Genomic DNA, 15,615 nt, shown 5'->3' on the forward strand with positions numbered 1-15,615 from the left:
TAGCAAATCAAAAATCTAAAATCAACACTCTAAAATCTAAAATCAATTATGCGCTGGACATTAAAACCAAAACCTTCTGAAGAAAAAGTCAAACATTTGGCACAAGCGCTAAATGTAGAAGATTTTGTAGCAACACTTTTGATTCAGCGAGGAATTGAAACTTTTGATGAAGCGAAGAATTTCTTTCGCCCATCATTAGAACATCTGCACGATCCGTATTTAATGAAAGATATGGACAAGGCTGTTGCTCGAATCGAACAAGCGATTGAAAATCAAGAAAATATTTTGGTTTTTGGTGATTATGATGTTGACGGAACAACAGCAGTTTCTTTGGTTTCTTCGTATTTAAAATCACATTATCCTCAAGTTGCCACTTACATTCCAGATCGTTATGCCGAAGGTTATGGAATCTCCTTTAAAGGAATTGACTATGCAGACGACAACGGAATTTCTTTAATTATTGCTCTCGATTGCGGAATCAAATCGATTGATCATGTCGCCTACGCGAAAGCAAAAAATATCGATTTTATTATTTGCGATCACCACCGTCCGGGAGAATTTCTTCCAGATGCCGTTGCCGTTTTAGATCCAAAAAGAGAAGACTGCTCCTACCCTTACGACGAATTATGCGGTTGCGGAGTTGGTTTTAAATTGATTCAGGCTTTAGGCCAAAATCGAAATGAAACGATAGAAGACTTAGTTCCGTATTTGGATTTAGTGGCTACTGCAATTGCTGCCGATATTGTGCCTATTACAGGAGAAAATCGCGTTTTAGCACATTTCGGATTAAAAGTCATTAACAGCGAACCAAGACCAGGAATTAAAGCTTTAACGCATCAGGTAAAAAAGAAAGTTCTTGATATTACCGATGTCGTTTTTATCATTTCACCAAGAATTAATGCTGCGGGAAGAATCAAACATGGCAATCATGCCGTTGAATTATTGACTGAATTCGACTTTGAGCAAGCACAGCAATTTGCGTCAGAAATTGAACAATACAACGCAGACCGAAAAGATTTAGACAAAAAAATTACCAAAGAAGCTTTTCAACAGATTATAGAAAACAACGAGGAAAAATGTTTTTCAACTGTTGTTTTTCAAGAAGACTGGCACAAAGGCGTAATCGGAATTGTTGCTTCAAGATTAATTGAAACGTATTATCGTCCGACTTTAGTTTTCACTAAAAGCGGTGACAAATATGCTGCCTCTGCCCGATCTGTCAAAGGATTTGATGTTTATAATGCATTAGACGCCTGCGCCGAACATTTGGAACAATTTGGAGGCCACATGTACGCTGCTGGAATGACTTTAAAAGCAGAAAACTATCAGACTTTTAAAGAAGCTTTTGAGAAACAAGTTGCAGAAACGATCTTACCAGACATGCTTTCTCCAGAAATTGAAATCGATGCTGAAATCAATTTTTCTGATATAACTCCAAAACTAATTCGAATTTTAAAACAATTTGAACCTTTCGGACCTCAGAATATGACGCCTGTTTTTATTACTGAAAATGCGATTGATACAGGTTATGCGAAAACTTTGGGTGCTGAAGATGAACATTTAAGATTATTCGCAAAACAAAATAATTCTGACGGAATAGCCGCAATAGGTTTCGGACTCGGAAAAAAATTAAATATTGTAAAAAACCAAAATCCGTTTCAGCTGGCGTATTGCATTGCCGAAAACGAGTGGAACGGAACTGTTTCAACACAGCTTATGCTGAAAGATATTAGAACAAATGGAAGAGATTAAATCAAATAAGCCCGATCCATATCAGGCGCTTCGTTATAAAGAATTCAACATATTTTTATTATTGCGTTTTGCAATGGTTTTTGCCTGGTCAATGCAGTTTATTGTAATTGAATGGGAAGTTTACAGTTTAACTAAAAACCCACTTTCTCTAGGAATTATCGGTTTAATGGAAATTATTCCAGCTGTTTCCATGTCTTTATTTGCAGGACATATTGTAGATCGAAGAGAAAAGAAAAGTTTGTTGGTCAAATGTATTTTAGGATTTTCTGTAATTAGTTTTGGGCTTTTCTTATTGACTTGGCCAAAAGTGGTCGGTGGTTTTTCTAAAGATTATATTTTGTACTCGATTTATGCTCTTGTATTTTTAGGCGGAATCGTTCGTTCTTTTATGGGACCAACAATCTTCTCGCTTCTGTCTTTAATTATTCCTAAAAAAGCATATCCAAATGCTGCAACTTGGAGCAGTTCTGTTTGGCAGATTGGCGCGGTTATGGGACCTGCATTGGCTGGATTCTCGATTAACTGGATTGGCGTTCACTGGTCAATGTGTTTGGTTTTCGGATTCTCCATTCTTTCGTTAATTGCTTTATCACAAATCAGTCAAAAACCGATTATAAATCCGAAAATGGGCGAATCTATGAAAGATAGTCTTATGGAAGGTTTAACTTTTGTATTTAAAAACAAAATCGTTCTTGGCGCACTATCGCTTGACATGATTGCGGTACTTTTTGGAGGTGCCGTAGCACTATTGCCCGTTTTTGCGCAAGACATTTTGAAAGTGGGATCTGAAGGTTTCGGAATTTTAAGAGCCGCTCCTGCCGTCGGCGCTTTTATTACAATGCTTGTTTCGGCTTATGTGCCTTTGTATGAAAATGCAGGAAAGAAACTTTTAATTGCTATTTTTATTTTCGGATTATCAATAATCTTGTTTGGATTATCAACATATTTCTGGCTTTCTGTTTTCGCCTTATTTTTAAGCGGATTGGCTGATGGAATTTCTGTGGTAATCCGTCAGACTATTTTACAGCTTAAAACTCCAGATCACATGCGCGGACGCGTTGGTGCGGTAAACTCGATTTTTGTTGGATCTTCAAACGAATTAGGTGCTTTTGAAAGTGGTGCTACTGCTAAATTAATGGGTGCTGTAACTTCTGTTGTTTTTGGAGGAAGTGTTACACTTTTAACTGTAATTTTCACTGCTTTAAAATCTCCTACTTTTAGAAATTTAGATCTAAAAAGAGATATGGACGAACACCATAAAATGGAATAATTTTTTTTTCAAAACCATATAAGTTATATAAGTTCATAAAATAGAATTAGAAACTGAACAATGAAATTAGTAGTAACCGTTTTACTTCTTGCTATTTCTCTTTTTGCTAAGGGCCAAAATCTTTATATCAAAACCTATGGAAATGAAAGGAATAAAACTATAATTTTTATTCACGGCGGACCAAGTGGCAATGCAACTTTGTTTGAAGGAACAACAGCTCAAAAACTAGCAGATTTAGGTTTTTATGTAATTGCTTATGACCGAAGAGGCGAAGGAAGATCTGCAGATTCTGATGCGAAATTTACTTTTGAAGAAGCTTCTCAGGATTTAAATTCTATTTATAAAAAATATCATCTAAAGAAAGCTGTTCTTCTTTCACACAGTTTTGGCGGTTTGGTTGCTACACTTTATACCAATAAATATCCGCAAAATGTAAGTGCATTGGTTTTGGCTGGCGCTTTGTTTTCACAACAGGAAACGTATGACCATATTTTAAATACATTGAAGAAAAAATACAGTAACGATTCTGAACAATTGAAGAAAATTGGTATTGTAGAAAATTTAAATAAGAATTCTGCCGAATATAGAAAAGGGTGTTATGAACTTGCAGGAGAAAACGGCTTTTTTAAAATGCCAAATCCAACCGCAGAATCCAAAAAGCTTTACGCCGATTATGAAGCTGGAGAATTTTATAAAACGAATATTCGAAATAAAAACGCGCCTTTAGTTTTTTATCAAAATGAAAAACAAAACAATATCGACAGCAGAACTTTTTTAAAGAAAATCAAAGCTGCTGGGGTTCCTATTTATGGAATTTACGGAAAAGAGGATGGCGTTTTTTCATCAGCACAAATCAATTCTCTGAAAACTATAACAGGTGAAAAAAATTTTGCTCTCCTTGATAATTGCTCGCATTATTTATTTGTTGACCAACAAAACGCGTTTCTTTCTAAACTAAAAAATTGGCTGAAATAATCTGTTATTTTAAAACCATATAAGAAATAAAAGCTCATTTAAACATTACCCATAAACAACTCAAAATCAATTATTAATACATTTTTTTAGCTTTTTTTTATGCTTTTGTTAATCAAGTATTAATACAAATACGTCGTACCTTTGTGGCCTAAAAAAAATGTCATGAAGGACATAGAACAGATATACCGCAACGATTTTGGAATTTCTTTTTATTGGAAAGAAGGCAATGAAATTATATCAGATAAGATTCAGTTGCTTTTTAAACAAATGGGATTTTATTTTTCACTTCAGGAATTAAATGAATTTCACGATTTAATTGAAGACTGCGTAACAGACCAAAATGATAATACACATGGTGTAAAACGCGCCTTCGATAAATTTTTATTGAAGACACCCTATGTCGCTATAGATTTAGAAATATCACCCATAGAATTAAATTCTATAAAAGACTTGGTCGATGGCTCAATATTTAGACTTAATCTCAATGAATATATTTACGGTTCTGGTTTAAACTAGAATATTGATTTAGCAAATTGAAGTATTTTTCAAACTTTTAAGATTTTTTTATTTAGAATTAATATAAATAATATTTATATTTGTTGAAATAAAGAATTCACGATGAGAGAAATTGAACAAATATATCATAATAACTTTGGGATTGCTTTTTACTGGAAAGATCACAACACTACAATTTCAGACAAAGTGCAATTGGTTTTTAAAGAAACTGGCTTTTACTTTACCGTTTCAGAATTAAATCAATTTTGCGATTTGATTGAAGATAGTATGATTGAAAACGCTTGTTGTGAAGCCTGCGAAATGAAATATTCTTGCCATAAATTTTTGTTGAAAACGCCATGCAATTCCATAGATTTAGCTGTAAACATGACCGAATTAAAATCGATTAAAGATTTGGTTGAAGGTTCTTTATTCAAAATCGAACTAGATGAATATGTTTACGGAGTGGGAATGAATTAAGAAACATTCTAAATATTTTAACATCATTTTTTCATTATTGAAATATATTTTCATTCAATTCAAAAAAAAGTATATTTACAGCAATGAAAAAAGCTGTATTTCTACTAACCTTCGCGCTTCAGGCAATTCTCTTTGTCAGTTGCAATAACAAATCTGAAGAATATATTGATCCGCGCGGAACCGATTATGCGGGATCAGAAAGCTGTATAGAATGTCACAAAGTGCAATCGGAAATGGCATTCAAAAGTTCGCACTTTAAAGCAACTGCGCCAGCTATTTTAGAAAACGTTTCTGGCGATTTCGACTCTAAAAATCATACTTTCATTTACGATAAAGACACCAAACTGGTCATGGAAAAAGATGGCGACAGTTTGTATCAGGTTTTATATAAAAACGGAAAAGAAACCGCGAGATATAAATTCGAAATTGTTTTTGGAACCAAACATGCGCAAACTTCTGTTTACTGGAAAAACAATAACACTTATGAGCTTCCAGTATCTTTCTATCATTCTATAAACAATTGGGCAACAAGTCCTGGTTTTCCTGCCAACAAACCGTATTTTAACCGTATGGTGGTAAAAGATTGCTATTCCTGCCACAGTTCGAATATTAGTTCGCGAACTGTTGACCAGAGCTCTGCAGATAAAAATTTTATGTCTATGGAGGTCGAAGACATAATCAATAAAAAAACTATTGTTTACGGAATTGATTGCGAACGCTGCCACGGCCCTGCTAAAAAGCATGTTGAATTTCATCTAAAAAATCCAAACGTAAAAGTTGCCAACAGCATTACCAGTTTCAAGACGTTAAACAGACAGCAAAAACTGGATGCTTGTGCTTTATGTCACGCAGGAAACGATGGCATGAAATTAAAATCTCGTTTTGAATTTAAGCCTGGAGATAATTTATCGGAATTCTTTCGTGAAACGAAAAGCATTACTGATACAGCAAAATTTGATGTTCATGGAAATCAGTTTCGTTTAATGGCGCAAAGCAAATGTTTCAACAGCCAAAAAATGGATTGCATTACTTGTCATAATCCGCACGAAAATGCTTCTAAAAACATGGCTTCCTACTCTAAAATCTGTATGAGTTGCCATCAAGGTTTAAAACATAATGAAACCACATTAAAAACGATGCCTGAGAAATTATTGGCCAGCAATTGTGTAGAATGCCATATGCCGAAACAAGCATCTGGAGCAATTAAATTTCAGCTTTCAAACAGTAAGGAGCTCTCACAATACATTTTGCGAACGCATAAAATCGGAATTTATCCCGTAAGTACTAAATAATATATTTCAGCTTTTAGTTTAGACATCAACCAAAACTTTTTGACTTTGGGCTTTGGGCTTTGGATTTTGGACTTCTTAACTATTTTTCGAATTTCTTTAGCTCAAATTTTTCGCCATCAAAAACACCATAAGTAAAATAGCCGATCCAATCGCCTAGATTGACATAATTAGCGTCTTCTCCAACAGGAATAATCATTGGTAAATGTCTGTGTCCGAAGATGAAATAATTGTAATGTTTGGTTTCTAGTTTTCGCTTGGCGTATAAAACCAGCCATTCGTTTTCTTCTCCCAAAAACTTCACATCTTCATCACCAGAAATCAATTTATTTTTGACTGATAAATATTGCGCTAAACTTACGCCAACATCGGGATGCAACCAACGGAAAAGCCATTTTGAAAACGGATTTGTAAAAACCTTTTTCATTCTTTTATAGCCTTTATCGCCAGGACCTTTTCCGTCACCGTGACCAATTAAAAAGGTTTTTCCGTTAAAAGTAAATTCTTTATTATCGTGATAAACCGGAATATTCAATTCGGTTTCAAAATAATCATTCATCCAAAGATCATGATTTCCAACGAAGAAATAAATTGGAATTCCGCTGTCGCGAATTTCAGCCAGCTTCCCTAAAATGCGCACAAAACCTTTCGGAACAACCGTTTTATATTCGAACCAGAAATCAAACAAATCTCCAAGCAAAAAAATCGCTTCAGCATCTTCTTTAACCTCATCTAACCAAGCCACAAATTTCTTTTCGCGTGGTAAACTCAATTCAGGAGTTGGCGCACCAAAATGCTGATCTGAAGCAAAATATATTTTTTTCATTATTGTGAGATGTGAATTGTGAGATGTGAATTGTGAGATGTCAAATGAGAAACATTTTACTTGTCACATTTCACTTTTAATTTTTAAAGATTATCAGAAGCGTACCATTCTGCGAAAGAAGATTCTGTTTCTTGAAGTTTTAGTGAGAAAAGAGAAATTCCTTCTGGAAGTCTTGCTACAATTCTATCAGCAAAATCTACCACCATATTTTCGCTAGTTGGCTGATAATCTACTAAAATTACGTGATGTCCGCGGTTTTTCAATTCTGCAGCCAATTCAACATGCGGCGTTGTCTGATTGAAAACAGTAGCATGATCAAATTGATCGACGATTTCTTCTTTTACAATTTTCTTTAGATCAGAAAAGTCAATTACCATTCCGAACTTTACATTCGATCGGTCAGTAATTGGCGAACCAATAACCGTTACCGATAATTTATAACTGTGTCCGTGAACGTTCTTGCATTTTCCGTCGTAACCGTACAAAGCGTGGCCAGTTTCGAAGCTAAATTGTTTTGTAATTCTGATATTACTCATCGATTTTAATTTTAAGCTTGCAAATTTACAAATTAATAACCGTTTTTGTCTCTTTTTTTAGCTCTGTTATACATCCACAAAGCAATTCCGCCCAAAACTAGGAACGGAATAAAAGATCCGATGACAACGCCAATTTGATAACTGCTGTCTGGAGCATCTTTAATTTTCTCTGTAATGTCTACTTTTTGGAGTAACGAAATAATAGTCATGTTTAATAATTTATATAGTGACGAATTGATTTTAAAATGTTTTTCAAAACTATGTTACTATTTGCCTAAAATAAATGACTTATATCATGCCTATTTTTTAAACTGAAGCAAAGCATTTCTGCTAAAATCAGACAAAACCAATTTTCCTGTAATGGCAGCTCGTTCGAAAAGAAGCGATTCCCAAGTTTCTGTTCCTTCCCAAATAATCTTTTTCATTTCGTGTAAAGCCTCAGGATTGTATGAACTTAATTTTAAAGCAAAACTTTCAACCTCAGCATCTAGATTTTCAGCTTCGCACAAAACAGAAAAAAGTCCTTTTTGGAAAGCCCAATCTGCCGATTTCCATTCGTGAGCGGCCAACGTCATTTGTGTCATTGCCGTTTTACCAATTTTTCTAGAAACTGCTGGTTCAATCACAAATGGTCCAATTCCGATTGCTAATTCAGATAGTTTTATATCGCTTTGCGGAGTTGCAAAAACATAATCACAAGCCGAAATAATTCCGACGCCGCCGCCAACTGCTTTTCCTTGTACGCGGCCAATTATAATTTTATTGCAATTTCGCATTGCATTCAATAAATGAGCAAAACCTGAAAAGAATTCGATTCCTTGCTCTTCATTTTCTACTTTCAAAAGTTCATCAAAAGAAGCTCCAGAACAAAATGTTTTTGATCCTTCACTTTTCAAAATAATTATAGAAACATTTTCGTTTCGGCTCAAAGAATTTATTTCTGCTGTAAGACGATCCAATAAGTCACGCGGAAAAGAATTACTCGCAGGATGACCAAATTGTACAGTTGCAATTGTATTTTGAAAGGAAGTTTCCAGACTTCCGTTTGCGTTTTCTAAACTCATAAAATTAGATTTAAGGTAAAGTTACTCTTTTGAAAAACAATAATCTGAATCTGTCTGAAATTTGTTTTATTTACTAATGTTTTCTTTGCGCATTAACTCATTAGCCCGGAATATCTTCTTTCAAATAAGCAAACCTTCTCTACAATTCTCAAAATCAAAAGAATATTTTCTTATTTTTGGTTGGCTTAGCAAAACTTCATTTTTGTATAAAAGCGCATCAGCCGAAATTATAAACCAAATAATACCAAAAGAAAATTCTGGATGGATAAGATAAATTTATTAGTTATTGTTACCATAATAACCTTGTTCATTTCGCTATTTCTTATTTTTTTCCTTTTTACGGTTAAAACCAAACACAAAACAAGCAATTATCTTTTTGCTTCTTTTTTGATATTAACAGCAATAGATACCAGTCAAACTTTATTTGACTTAGTAGCTCAGGGGCCTTCAAATCTTGGGATGTTAAGAAGTCTATTTGCTCTCTTGCAGATTCCTGTTTTTTATTTATATGTATTATCTGTTTGTTATTCAGATTTTAAGCTTAAACCAAAACATCTGTTGCATCTGCTTCCGTTTTTAATTGCAAATCTGGTTTTTTTACCGCGTTTTTATACCGTAGATAGTGCTTCTAAAATTAATTTTATTAAACATTATCAAAGTATGGTTGAAATACAATTCAATCATATTCTTATACATATTCAGCTAATTGCATATATTATTGCCGTTTTTTTGGTATTACGAAAATCGAAAAAACTATACCTCGAAAATTATGCAGGTACAAGCATTAGCGCATATAATTGGTTATTTCAGTTTACAATTGTACTAACTATTTTGTACTCGACGGCTCTTTTAAAAAACCTCTTCAAATTTTCTGATTATCCTTATATTTCTGGATGGATAAAAATTGGAATTTTGGCATTTCAGCCCTTTATTGTTTGCTGGTATTTACTAAAAGCGTTGAATAATCCCGATTTGTTTAAAAATGTTGATTCAAAATTGCAACTAGTTTCAGATATTGTTTTAGAGGAAAAAAATAACGAGCAATTAGTCGCAAGTGAAAAAGAATATAATGAGGAATTAATTAAACTTCAGCAATATATGACAGAAGAAAAACCTTTCTTGGATCCATCTTTAACGATTCAGGACGTTTCTAAGGGTATTGCTATTCCTGTTCGGGAATTATCAGTTTTAATAAATCATAAATTAGATCAGCATTTTTACGATTTTGTTAATCGCTATCGTATAGAAAGCGCTATGAGCATTTTGAAAGATGCCACAAAAAGCAAGGTAACAATCTTAGAAATTTTGTATGAAGTAGGTTTTAATTCTAAATCTTCTTTTAATACCGCTTTCAAAAAACACACCGGAGACACTCCTACTTCTTATCGTAAAAACCTTCAGAACAACATTTTGTAATTACTCGTACTAATTCATTTTATTACTCGTACTACTTTATAGACGCAAATGCGTTCGAATATTTTTATTCGGTCGCATAAGTTTAGGTTCTCCCACATCTTTGTATCGAAATCAAGTTTAACACAAAATCACGATACAATGAAAAACATTATTTTTTTACTAACTTTTATAGTAACAATCTCAAACGCACAAACAAAAGATTATAGCTTTCTAACCGACAGTTTGAATATTAATCAACAACTAGAAAAAAATAAACTTGCGGGATTTAGTCTTGTTGTTTTCGAAAATTACCAAATTGTTTATACAAATGAGTTTGGTGTAAAATCAATCGATTCAAAAGAGAAAATAGATCAAAATACCGCTTTTTCTACCGCTTCAATTTCAAAACCAATTACAGCACTTTTGTGTTTTATTCTTGAAGAAAAAGGATTGCTTAATTTGAATGATCCAATTGATGGTTATTTAAAACGCTGGCACTTGCCAAAGAGCAAGTTTACCGAAAACAACAGTCCAACTTGGAAACAATTTTTAAATCATACTGCTGGCACAAGTCAGGGCGGATTTTCGGATTATTATGAAGGCGATACAATCCCGACAATAAAACAAAGTCTTCTTGGACAAATTCCGCGATATGATAAAGAAATCGAATTCTTGTTCACACCTGGAACTAGTTGGTCGTACAGCGGCGGCGGTTATGTAATTGTTCAAATGGCATTAGAAGATACTTTTAAAAAACCTATCGCAGAACTTGCTAAACAATATATTTTTTCACCGCTTGGACTAAAAAACACGACAATGATTCAACCTAATGAAAAAGGTTTTTTAACAAATGTAGCGCTTGTTCACGATGAAAATGAAAAAGTGATTCGAACTGGTTTGCCAATCACGCCGCAAGTTGCACCATCCGGAATGTGGTCTACACCTACAGATTTGGCAAAACTTGCAATCGAAATTCAAAATGCATTGCGCAATAAAAACAATAAAGTTATTTCTCATAATGTTGCTAAAAATGTAACCGAAGTTACCGCTCTAAAAGATGCTGTTGCTGGATGGAGTTATGGATGGCAAAAGTCTTTTGGTTACAATAATTATGATTGGTTTATTTGTAATGGCTCAAATACAGGAGTTGGAGGCACTGTTTTCGCTACTATGAAAGATGGAAATGGTTTTACATTTCTAACCAATGGCGAAAAACAAAATCGTTTTCCTGTGATGTCACACACTCAAAAAAAGCTTTTAAAATTGATGAATTGGAATGGAAAAATGCATAATGAGGAAACTCAAGAAATTCCAGCAGATTTAAAAGAAAAGCTAATCGGGACTTATGATGATTTCCTTTATGGACAAGGCATAGAAACCAAAATAGTAGAAAAAAACAACCGCCTGTATGTTGAATCTATGCTTTTAGATCATTTCAAAGGTAAAAATGACAATGAGTTGATTTATCTAAAGAATGGAACTTTTAAAATTGTAGACTATCCCAACTTTTTAAATTTCGGTTTCAGCGACGGAAAACTAAGTTCTGTACTTTTAACAAGAGGCAATTTGGATACTAAAGTTCAAATAATCAATAAAAAATAAAATCTCATACTAAAATCAAAAGTCTTGTAAAGCTTATTTGCAAGGCTTTTTGTTGATTTAAGAGATACAACTCAATTCGTATTTTGGAAGGAAGTTTCTAGACTTCTGTTTACATTTTCAAAACCCATAAAAATTAGATTTAAGACAACGTTACGCTTTTGAAAAATATTTGACTAGAAAGTCTTGCAAATTTGTTTTTTGAGTATTATTTGACTTTATTTGTTAACGCTTTGGGGGATTAGCTCATTTGGCTAGAGCGCTACGCTGGCAGCGTAGAGGCGATCGGTTCGAATCCGATATTCTCCACAAAAAAATTAAACTGGACAGGTTTTAAAAGCCTGCCCGTTTTACCGAATCTTTGTCTATAATAAGGTTTTAATTACTTCTCATTCGCAGCATCATCGGCATCTACGTCGTCTTTTTGTGCTTTTTTGAAATCGTTATTAAGCAAATTTTCTAATTTCTTTTTTTCGCGCAGATTTTTTCTGATGGTTAATACAACCAAAACAACAACCAAGATTGCTACAACTCCTATAATATTCCAATTAACATCCATAGTTTCAATTTTTAATTAAAAGTATATTTTTAAACTATTCATCATATTATCAAAAGGTTAAGAATATCAAACAAAAGAAAATCAGTTATTCTATAATTATTTTTTTTGAAAGTTATTATTTACAATACTTTTATACTTTTGTTATTTTCAAATTCTTCAAAAGAAAGCAGAATTGAATACTATTAAACGCCATATCACAAAATGAATCCAGCCTTAAAATCTAAAACAATTTCTTTTCTTCTAAAAAACCTCATCATTGCTCCTATACTGATTTACATTTCTACCTTAATAGAAATATATTGGTCCATGGGAAGCTTTTCTGATAAATTATCTGCAGGAGATCCAGACAGTTCCTTTTCTGACGATGCTTATATAATAGCTACGCTTACAACTATTTTTCTAACTATTATTTTTCTGTTATTTACTTTTATAAAAAACAGATACTTAAAAATAGCACTCCAATTAATATTCTTAATTTTAGTTTGGTTCTTCTGGGATTATAGCATTTTTGTAGATCGCGAATCTGCATGGAGCACTTATCTTTTTAGAGAAGAAATATTGCATACGCTTGCTTTGTCTTTCTTCCCAATTCTAGTTTTATCCATCGCTGCAGTTTTTAGTTTAAATTATATTTCAAAGAAAACATGAGTCCTAACAAAAGAATAACGCTAAGATTATATCTGATTGTCAGTTTATTATTTGCATTAGACTGTCTTCTATATTATTTTAAAGAAATTAGTTTTCGAGGCTATTACAGCGATGTCACTTTATTTTGGCTGTGGCTTTTTATGAGTTTTGCAATAATTATTGTTTTTTGGAAGAAACTTTTAGCCAAATTATTTCTAGCATCTCTAATTGTAACATTCGCCTTAAGTATTATTGCGATGATGCTTCCTTTTTATGCAATTGTACTTTCTACAACACCATTGGGTTTGTATTGTAATCGAGATTTAAATGAAAATTATAGAGCACAAATTGTAAGCTATAGTCCGATGGCTGCTCCTTGGTTGGAAGTAATTGAGAAAAAAGGAATCTTCGAAAAAAGAACTTTCAAGTGTACCGATTCACAACTTATGAGCGATAATTTCGATATTAAAATCAGAACTGCAAAAAATATCTTTTTTAAAAGTGAAACCGACAGCACGCTCACGCTTACACTTTTTTACGGAGGTCCAAACAAGACTCTTACATTCGATAAAAAGACGGGAAAAATTATAGATCAAAATCCCAATCTAAGCAAACTAAATAAAAACCAAAATTATGGAAGAAATTAAAAACCGTCTTGCAGCATGCGAACTTGAATATGATGAAATCCAAGAATCGGTTCCGGCAACTGATGAAACCATAAAATCTTTGGCTGATTATTTTTCACAGCCAATTCCAGAAGAATTAATCACTTTTTATAAAACTATTGGCGGGATCGAATCGGATGAAATCTTCCGTATTTTTTCTCCAGAAAATTTCCTTAATCAAATTCAGGAACGAGAAGATCTTGAACATAAATCAACTGGAATTATCGATATGATTATTGCCTTTTGGGGAAATGACAGACCCGAATTTCAAGAATTTGAACTACTTTCTGAAGAGGAAACTGAAAAAATCAACAAAGCCTTCCCGTGCATTGGTTGGGTCATGTCCGAAGAAGACAATTATGAAAGCGGAGAATATGTTATTTTCGATAAAAACGGAAATTTCATGAATTTCTATTCTCATCAGGACAATCTTGAAAATACTAAAAATCAATTACTTAAACTTTTAGAAACTGGACTTCCTGAAAGATCTCTTGAAAATGTACTCGAAGAACTTTTTGAAAGAGCTGAAGGAAATTTAAGTCGCTGGGATTAAAGTGATATAAAAAAAGCATCTAACAAAAAATATTTTGCAATAAGAATAACTCTTAACAAAACCCTAAAATCATGTCTGAATTAAGTTCATTATACTGCAAAGTCAAGATAACAAAACCTCAACTCGAAAAATTTCTAAGCAGTCCGCTCGAAGAACCACAACTCAATGAAAATTGGTTAAATTTTTGGGAAAGTCGACAGATGTATTCCAAATCAGTTTTAACGCAGGAACTTTTACGCAGCTATAACGACAACAATAATCAAGAGGTTATTGACGGTTGGATTGAATATCGTGAAGCAATGGCTTTTTCTGATTATGATGAAACAGCGGAAGAATGGCACTGGGGAATGATGTTTTTTAGCGAAAATTTTGTTGAAATGATTCCGATGTTTGCCTTTATCATTAGCATGGAAAAATACGTTAGCGAAAGTGCTGAAAACAGTGCAATTGTCTTTCCTTTCTTTTGGGGAGATAGCGATGTTTCTGCTTTTATTTCTTTCGAAAACGGAAAAGCAATACTAAGTCCGAAAGTGCAGACTTTAAATGATGTCGATTCAAATTTTGTAGAACAAACCAAAGAGTTTTTAAACAATAAATGGGAAGAAATGGCTAAAGACATGGAAATGGATTAATCTTTTGTAAAATAAAACTGTAATTTACTTTAAAAAGTCTGTTTTTTACGAGAAGCTATTTTGTAACCAAATTTTAAATACCTTTGAATTATGAGCACAGTAACAAGACCAAATCATATAGGGCGAAAAATAAGCCGTATTCGTGAACTTCGCGACATGAAACAAGAAGCTTTGGCGCAAGCTTTGGGAACAAACCAACAAGCTATTTCTGCAATAGAAAACAGCGAAACGATCGATGAAGCAAAACTTGTCGAAATAGCAAAAGCTCTTGGCGTAACTGCAGAAGCAATTAAGAATTTTTCAGAAGAAAATGTTTTTAATTATTTTAATACTTTTCACGATAGCCAAGGAAATTTCCAAAGCAACCATTGTACTTTTAACCCTCTTGATAAAGTAGTTGAGCTTTACGAACGTTTGGTTCAAGCGGAAAAAGATAAAGTTGAGTATTTAGAAAAATTATTGAAGGATAAATAAGTCTTTCGATTTTAATTATAGTAAAAAAGCCATTCTTAATTTTTTTAGGAATGGCTTTTTACTATAATAAATTTAGATAAATATTATGCTTGATCTTCAATTATTGCAGATGGGGCATTACTTTGTACCGAGGTAATCCCATTATCTCTTGCACCAACACTTTCATACATCTCACTTGATCCAATAATTAATCCATTTGATGCTTTCAAATTAAAATAGGCTTTTCCAGTCGATGATTCTCTTTTGTCAAATCTCGAATCGTCTTGCGAATTTGTTTTTACTGATTCAATTCCGTTTAAACATGCTGGTTTCGTTGTGTATCCCTCACTTACTAGAATTGTTTGACCATTCCCTGCTTTAAGATTAAATTGGAATTCTCCATTAGTTCGTTTTGTAATAACAAATTTGCCCATTTTATATAACT

19 protein-coding genes and 1 tRNA gene are annotated in these 15,615 nt (G+C 33.2%); 14 read left to right on the top strand and 6 right to left on the bottom strand.

Annotation, left to right across the window (positions count from 1 at the left end):
* Window positions 1-48 precede the first annotated feature (48 nt).
* The 6 genes from recJ to QLQ96_RS03070 all read left to right on the top strand — a co-directional run bounded on the left by recJ (window position 49) and on the right by QLQ96_RS03070 (window position 6,264).
* Window positions 49-1,752 (top strand): single-stranded-DNA-specific exonuclease RecJ, encoded by a 1,704-nt coding sequence (gene recJ / locus QLQ96_RS03045; protein ID WP_482494564.1) that lies wholly within the window; start codon window positions 49-51, stop codon window positions 1,750-1,752.
* Window positions 1,739-3,022, top strand: a complete 1,284-nt coding sequence (locus QLQ96_RS03050; protein ID WP_482494566.1) for an MFS transporter — start codon at window positions 1,739-1,741, stop codon at window positions 3,020-3,022. The genes recJ and QLQ96_RS03050 overlap by 14 nt, the downstream gene beginning before the upstream one ends.
* A gap of 60 nt (window positions 3,023-3,082) precedes the next feature.
* Window positions 3,083-3,997, top strand: coding sequence for an alpha/beta hydrolase (locus QLQ96_RS03055; RefSeq protein ID WP_482494568.1), 915 nt, complete (start codon window positions 3,083-3,085; stop codon window positions 3,995-3,997).
* 162 nt (window positions 3,998-4,159) lie between these two features.
* Entirely contained in the window at window positions 4,160-4,513 is a 354-nt protein-coding gene (locus QLQ96_RS03060) for a hypothetical protein (protein ID WP_482494569.1), read from the top strand.
* A 102-nt stretch (window positions 4,514-4,615) separates the two neighbouring features.
* A complete protein-coding gene (locus QLQ96_RS03065; protein ID WP_482494571.1) occupies window positions 4,616-4,972 on the top strand; it encodes a hypothetical protein in 357 nt (118 codons plus the stop codon).
* Window positions 4,973-5,055: 83 nt separating this feature from the next.
* Entirely contained in the window at window positions 5,056-6,264 is a 1,209-nt protein-coding gene (locus QLQ96_RS03070) for a cytochrome c3 family protein (protein WP_482494573.1), read from the top strand.
* A 79-nt stretch (window positions 6,265-6,343) separates the two neighbouring features.
* On the opposite strand, the gene QLQ96_RS03075 is transcribed toward QLQ96_RS03070, so the two are convergent.
* The 4 genes from QLQ96_RS03075 to QLQ96_RS03090 form a co-directional block, all read right to left on the bottom strand.
* Complete coding sequence (locus QLQ96_RS03075) at window positions 6,344-7,087, bottom strand: UDP-2,3-diacylglucosamine diphosphatase (protein WP_482494575.1); 744 nt, start codon at window positions 7,085-7,087, stop codon at window positions 6,344-6,346.
* Window positions 7,088-7,170: 83 nt separating this feature from the next.
* On the bottom strand, window positions 7,171-7,623 hold the full coding sequence (locus tag QLQ96_RS03080; protein ID WP_482494577.1) for a 6-pyruvoyl trahydropterin synthase family protein: 453 nt from the start codon (window positions 7,621-7,623) through the stop codon (window positions 7,171-7,173).
* A gap of 32 nt (window positions 7,624-7,655) precedes the next feature.
* Window positions 7,656-7,832 carry a hypothetical protein gene (locus QLQ96_RS03085; protein ID WP_482494579.1) on the bottom strand — a complete coding sequence of 59 codons (177 nt, stop codon included), beginning with the start codon at window positions 7,830-7,832 and terminating at the stop codon, window positions 7,656-7,658.
* A 90-nt stretch (window positions 7,833-7,922) separates the two neighbouring features.
* The gene (locus QLQ96_RS03090) at window positions 7,923-8,687 is read right to left on the bottom strand and encodes an enoyl-CoA hydratase/isomerase family protein (RefSeq protein ID WP_482494581.1); all 765 of its coding nucleotides are present in this window, start codon (window positions 8,685-8,687) and stop codon (window positions 7,923-7,925) included.
* 261 nt (window positions 8,688-8,948) lie between these two features.
* Between QLQ96_RS03090 and QLQ96_RS03095 the strand changes: the two genes are divergently transcribed.
* The 3 genes from QLQ96_RS03095 (at window position 8,949) to QLQ96_RS03105 (ending at window position 11,990) form a co-directional block, all read left to right on the top strand.
* Complete coding sequence (locus QLQ96_RS03095) at window positions 8,949-10,103, top strand: helix-turn-helix domain-containing protein (protein WP_482494583.1); 1,155 nt, start codon at window positions 8,949-8,951, stop codon at window positions 10,101-10,103.
* A 138-nt stretch (window positions 10,104-10,241) separates the two neighbouring features.
* The gene (locus QLQ96_RS03100) at window positions 10,242-11,684 is read left to right on the top strand and encodes a serine hydrolase domain-containing protein (RefSeq protein ID WP_482494585.1); all 1,443 of its coding nucleotides are present in this window, start codon (window positions 10,242-10,244) and stop codon (window positions 11,682-11,684) included.
* Between the two features lie 232 nt (window positions 11,685-11,916).
* Window positions 11,917-11,990, top strand: a tRNA-Ala gene (locus QLQ96_RS03105).
* Window positions 11,991-12,063: 73 nt separating this feature from the next.
* Here QLQ96_RS03105 and QLQ96_RS03110 read toward each other — a convergent pair.
* On the bottom strand, window positions 12,064-12,240 hold the full coding sequence (locus QLQ96_RS03110) for a hypothetical protein (RefSeq protein WP_482494587.1): 177 nt from the start codon (window positions 12,238-12,240) through the stop codon (window positions 12,064-12,066).
* A gap of 306 nt (window positions 12,241-12,546) precedes the next feature.
* Between QLQ96_RS03110 and QLQ96_RS03115 the strand changes: the two genes are divergently transcribed.
* From QLQ96_RS03115 to QLQ96_RS03135, 5 genes are all read left to right on the top strand, one after another.
* The gene (locus QLQ96_RS03115; protein ID WP_482494589.1) at window positions 12,547-12,888 is read left to right on the top strand and encodes a hypothetical protein; all 342 of its coding nucleotides are present in this window, start codon (window positions 12,547-12,549) and stop codon (window positions 12,886-12,888) included.
* On the top strand, window positions 12,885-13,514 hold the full coding sequence (locus tag QLQ96_RS03120) for a hypothetical protein (RefSeq protein ID WP_482494590.1): 630 nt from the start codon (window positions 12,885-12,887) through the stop codon (window positions 13,512-13,514). Before QLQ96_RS03115 ends, QLQ96_RS03120 begins: the two co-directional genes overlap by 4 nt.
* Complete coding sequence (locus tag QLQ96_RS03125) at window positions 13,501-14,085, top strand: hypothetical protein (RefSeq protein ID WP_482494592.1); 585 nt, start codon at window positions 13,501-13,503, stop codon at window positions 14,083-14,085. Before QLQ96_RS03120 ends, QLQ96_RS03125 begins: the two co-directional genes overlap by 14 nt.
* Before the next feature lie 71 nt (window positions 14,086-14,156).
* Window positions 14,157-14,717, top strand: a complete 561-nt coding sequence (locus QLQ96_RS03130; RefSeq protein ID WP_482494594.1) for a hypothetical protein — start codon at window positions 14,157-14,159, stop codon at window positions 14,715-14,717.
* Window positions 14,718-14,807: 90 nt separating this feature from the next.
* Window positions 14,808-15,191, top strand: coding sequence for a helix-turn-helix domain-containing protein (locus QLQ96_RS03135; protein WP_482494595.1), 384 nt, complete (start codon window positions 14,808-14,810; stop codon window positions 15,189-15,191).
* Window positions 15,192-15,274: 83 nt separating this feature from the next.
* On the opposite strand, the gene QLQ96_RS03140 is transcribed toward QLQ96_RS03135, so the two are convergent.
* The gene (locus QLQ96_RS03140) at window positions 15,275-15,604 is read right to left on the bottom strand and encodes a YegP family protein (protein WP_482494597.1); all 330 of its coding nucleotides are present in this window, start codon (window positions 15,602-15,604) and stop codon (window positions 15,275-15,277) included.
* Window positions 15,605-15,615: the final 11 nt, after the last annotated feature.

This window comes from Flavobacterium sp. B167r, from assembly GCF_056824315.1.

Bases quoted from the DNA above. Each gene is read 5' to 3' on its own strand.
- recJ (WP_482494564.1), top strand. From the start codon at position 49: ATGCGCTGGACATTAAAACCAAAACCTTCTGAAGAAAAAGTCAAACAT.
- QLQ96_RS03050 (WP_482494566.1), top strand. From the start codon at position 1,739: ATGGAAGAGATTAAATCAAATAAGCCCGATCCATATCAGGCGCTTCGT.
- QLQ96_RS03055 (WP_482494568.1), top strand. From the start codon at position 3,083: ATGAAATTAGTAGTAACCGTTTTACTTCTTGCTATTTCTCTTTTTGCT.
- QLQ96_RS03060 (WP_482494569.1), top strand. From the start codon at position 4,160: ATGAAGGACATAGAACAGATATACCGCAACGATTTTGGAATTTCTTTT.
- QLQ96_RS03065 (WP_482494571.1), top strand. From the start codon at position 4,616: ATGAGAGAAATTGAACAAATATATCATAATAACTTTGGGATTGCTTTT.
- QLQ96_RS03070 (WP_482494573.1), top strand. From the start codon at position 5,056: ATGAAAAAAGCTGTATTTCTACTAACCTTCGCGCTTCAGGCAATTCTC.
- QLQ96_RS03075 (WP_482494575.1), bottom strand. From the start codon at position 7,087: ATGAAAAAAATATATTTTGCTTCAGATCAGCATTTTGGTGCGCCAACT.
- QLQ96_RS03080 (WP_482494577.1), bottom strand. From the start codon at position 7,623: ATGAGTAATATCAGAATTACAAAACAATTTAGCTTCGAAACTGGCCAC.
- QLQ96_RS03085 (WP_482494579.1), bottom strand. From the start codon at position 7,832: ATGACTATTATTTCGTTACTCCAAAAAGTAGACATTACAGAGAAAATT.
- QLQ96_RS03090 (WP_482494581.1), bottom strand. From the start codon at position 8,687: ATGAGTTTAGAAAACGCAAACGGAAGTCTGGAAACTTCCTTTCAAAAT.
- QLQ96_RS03095 (WP_482494583.1), top strand. From the start codon at position 8,949: ATGGATAAGATAAATTTATTAGTTATTGTTACCATAATAACCTTGTTC.
- QLQ96_RS03100 (WP_482494585.1), top strand. From the start codon at position 10,242: ATGAAAAACATTATTTTTTTACTAACTTTTATAGTAACAATCTCAAAC.
- QLQ96_RS03110 (WP_482494587.1), bottom strand. From the start codon at position 12,240: ATGGATGTTAATTGGAATATTATAGGAGTTGTAGCAATCTTGGTTGTT.
- QLQ96_RS03115 (WP_482494589.1), top strand. From the start codon at position 12,547: ATGGGAAGCTTTTCTGATAAATTATCTGCAGGAGATCCAGACAGTTCC.
- QLQ96_RS03120 (WP_482494590.1), top strand. From the start codon at position 12,885: ATGAGTCCTAACAAAAGAATAACGCTAAGATTATATCTGATTGTCAGT.
- QLQ96_RS03125 (WP_482494592.1), top strand. From the start codon at position 13,501: ATGGAAGAAATTAAAAACCGTCTTGCAGCATGCGAACTTGAATATGAT.
- QLQ96_RS03130 (WP_482494594.1), top strand. From the start codon at position 14,157: ATGTCTGAATTAAGTTCATTATACTGCAAAGTCAAGATAACAAAACCT.
- QLQ96_RS03135 (WP_482494595.1), top strand. From the start codon at position 14,808: ATGAGCACAGTAACAAGACCAAATCATATAGGGCGAAAAATAAGCCGT.
- QLQ96_RS03140 (WP_482494597.1), bottom strand. From the start codon at position 15,604: ATGGGCAAATTTGTTATTACAAAACGAACTAATGGAGAATTCCAATTT.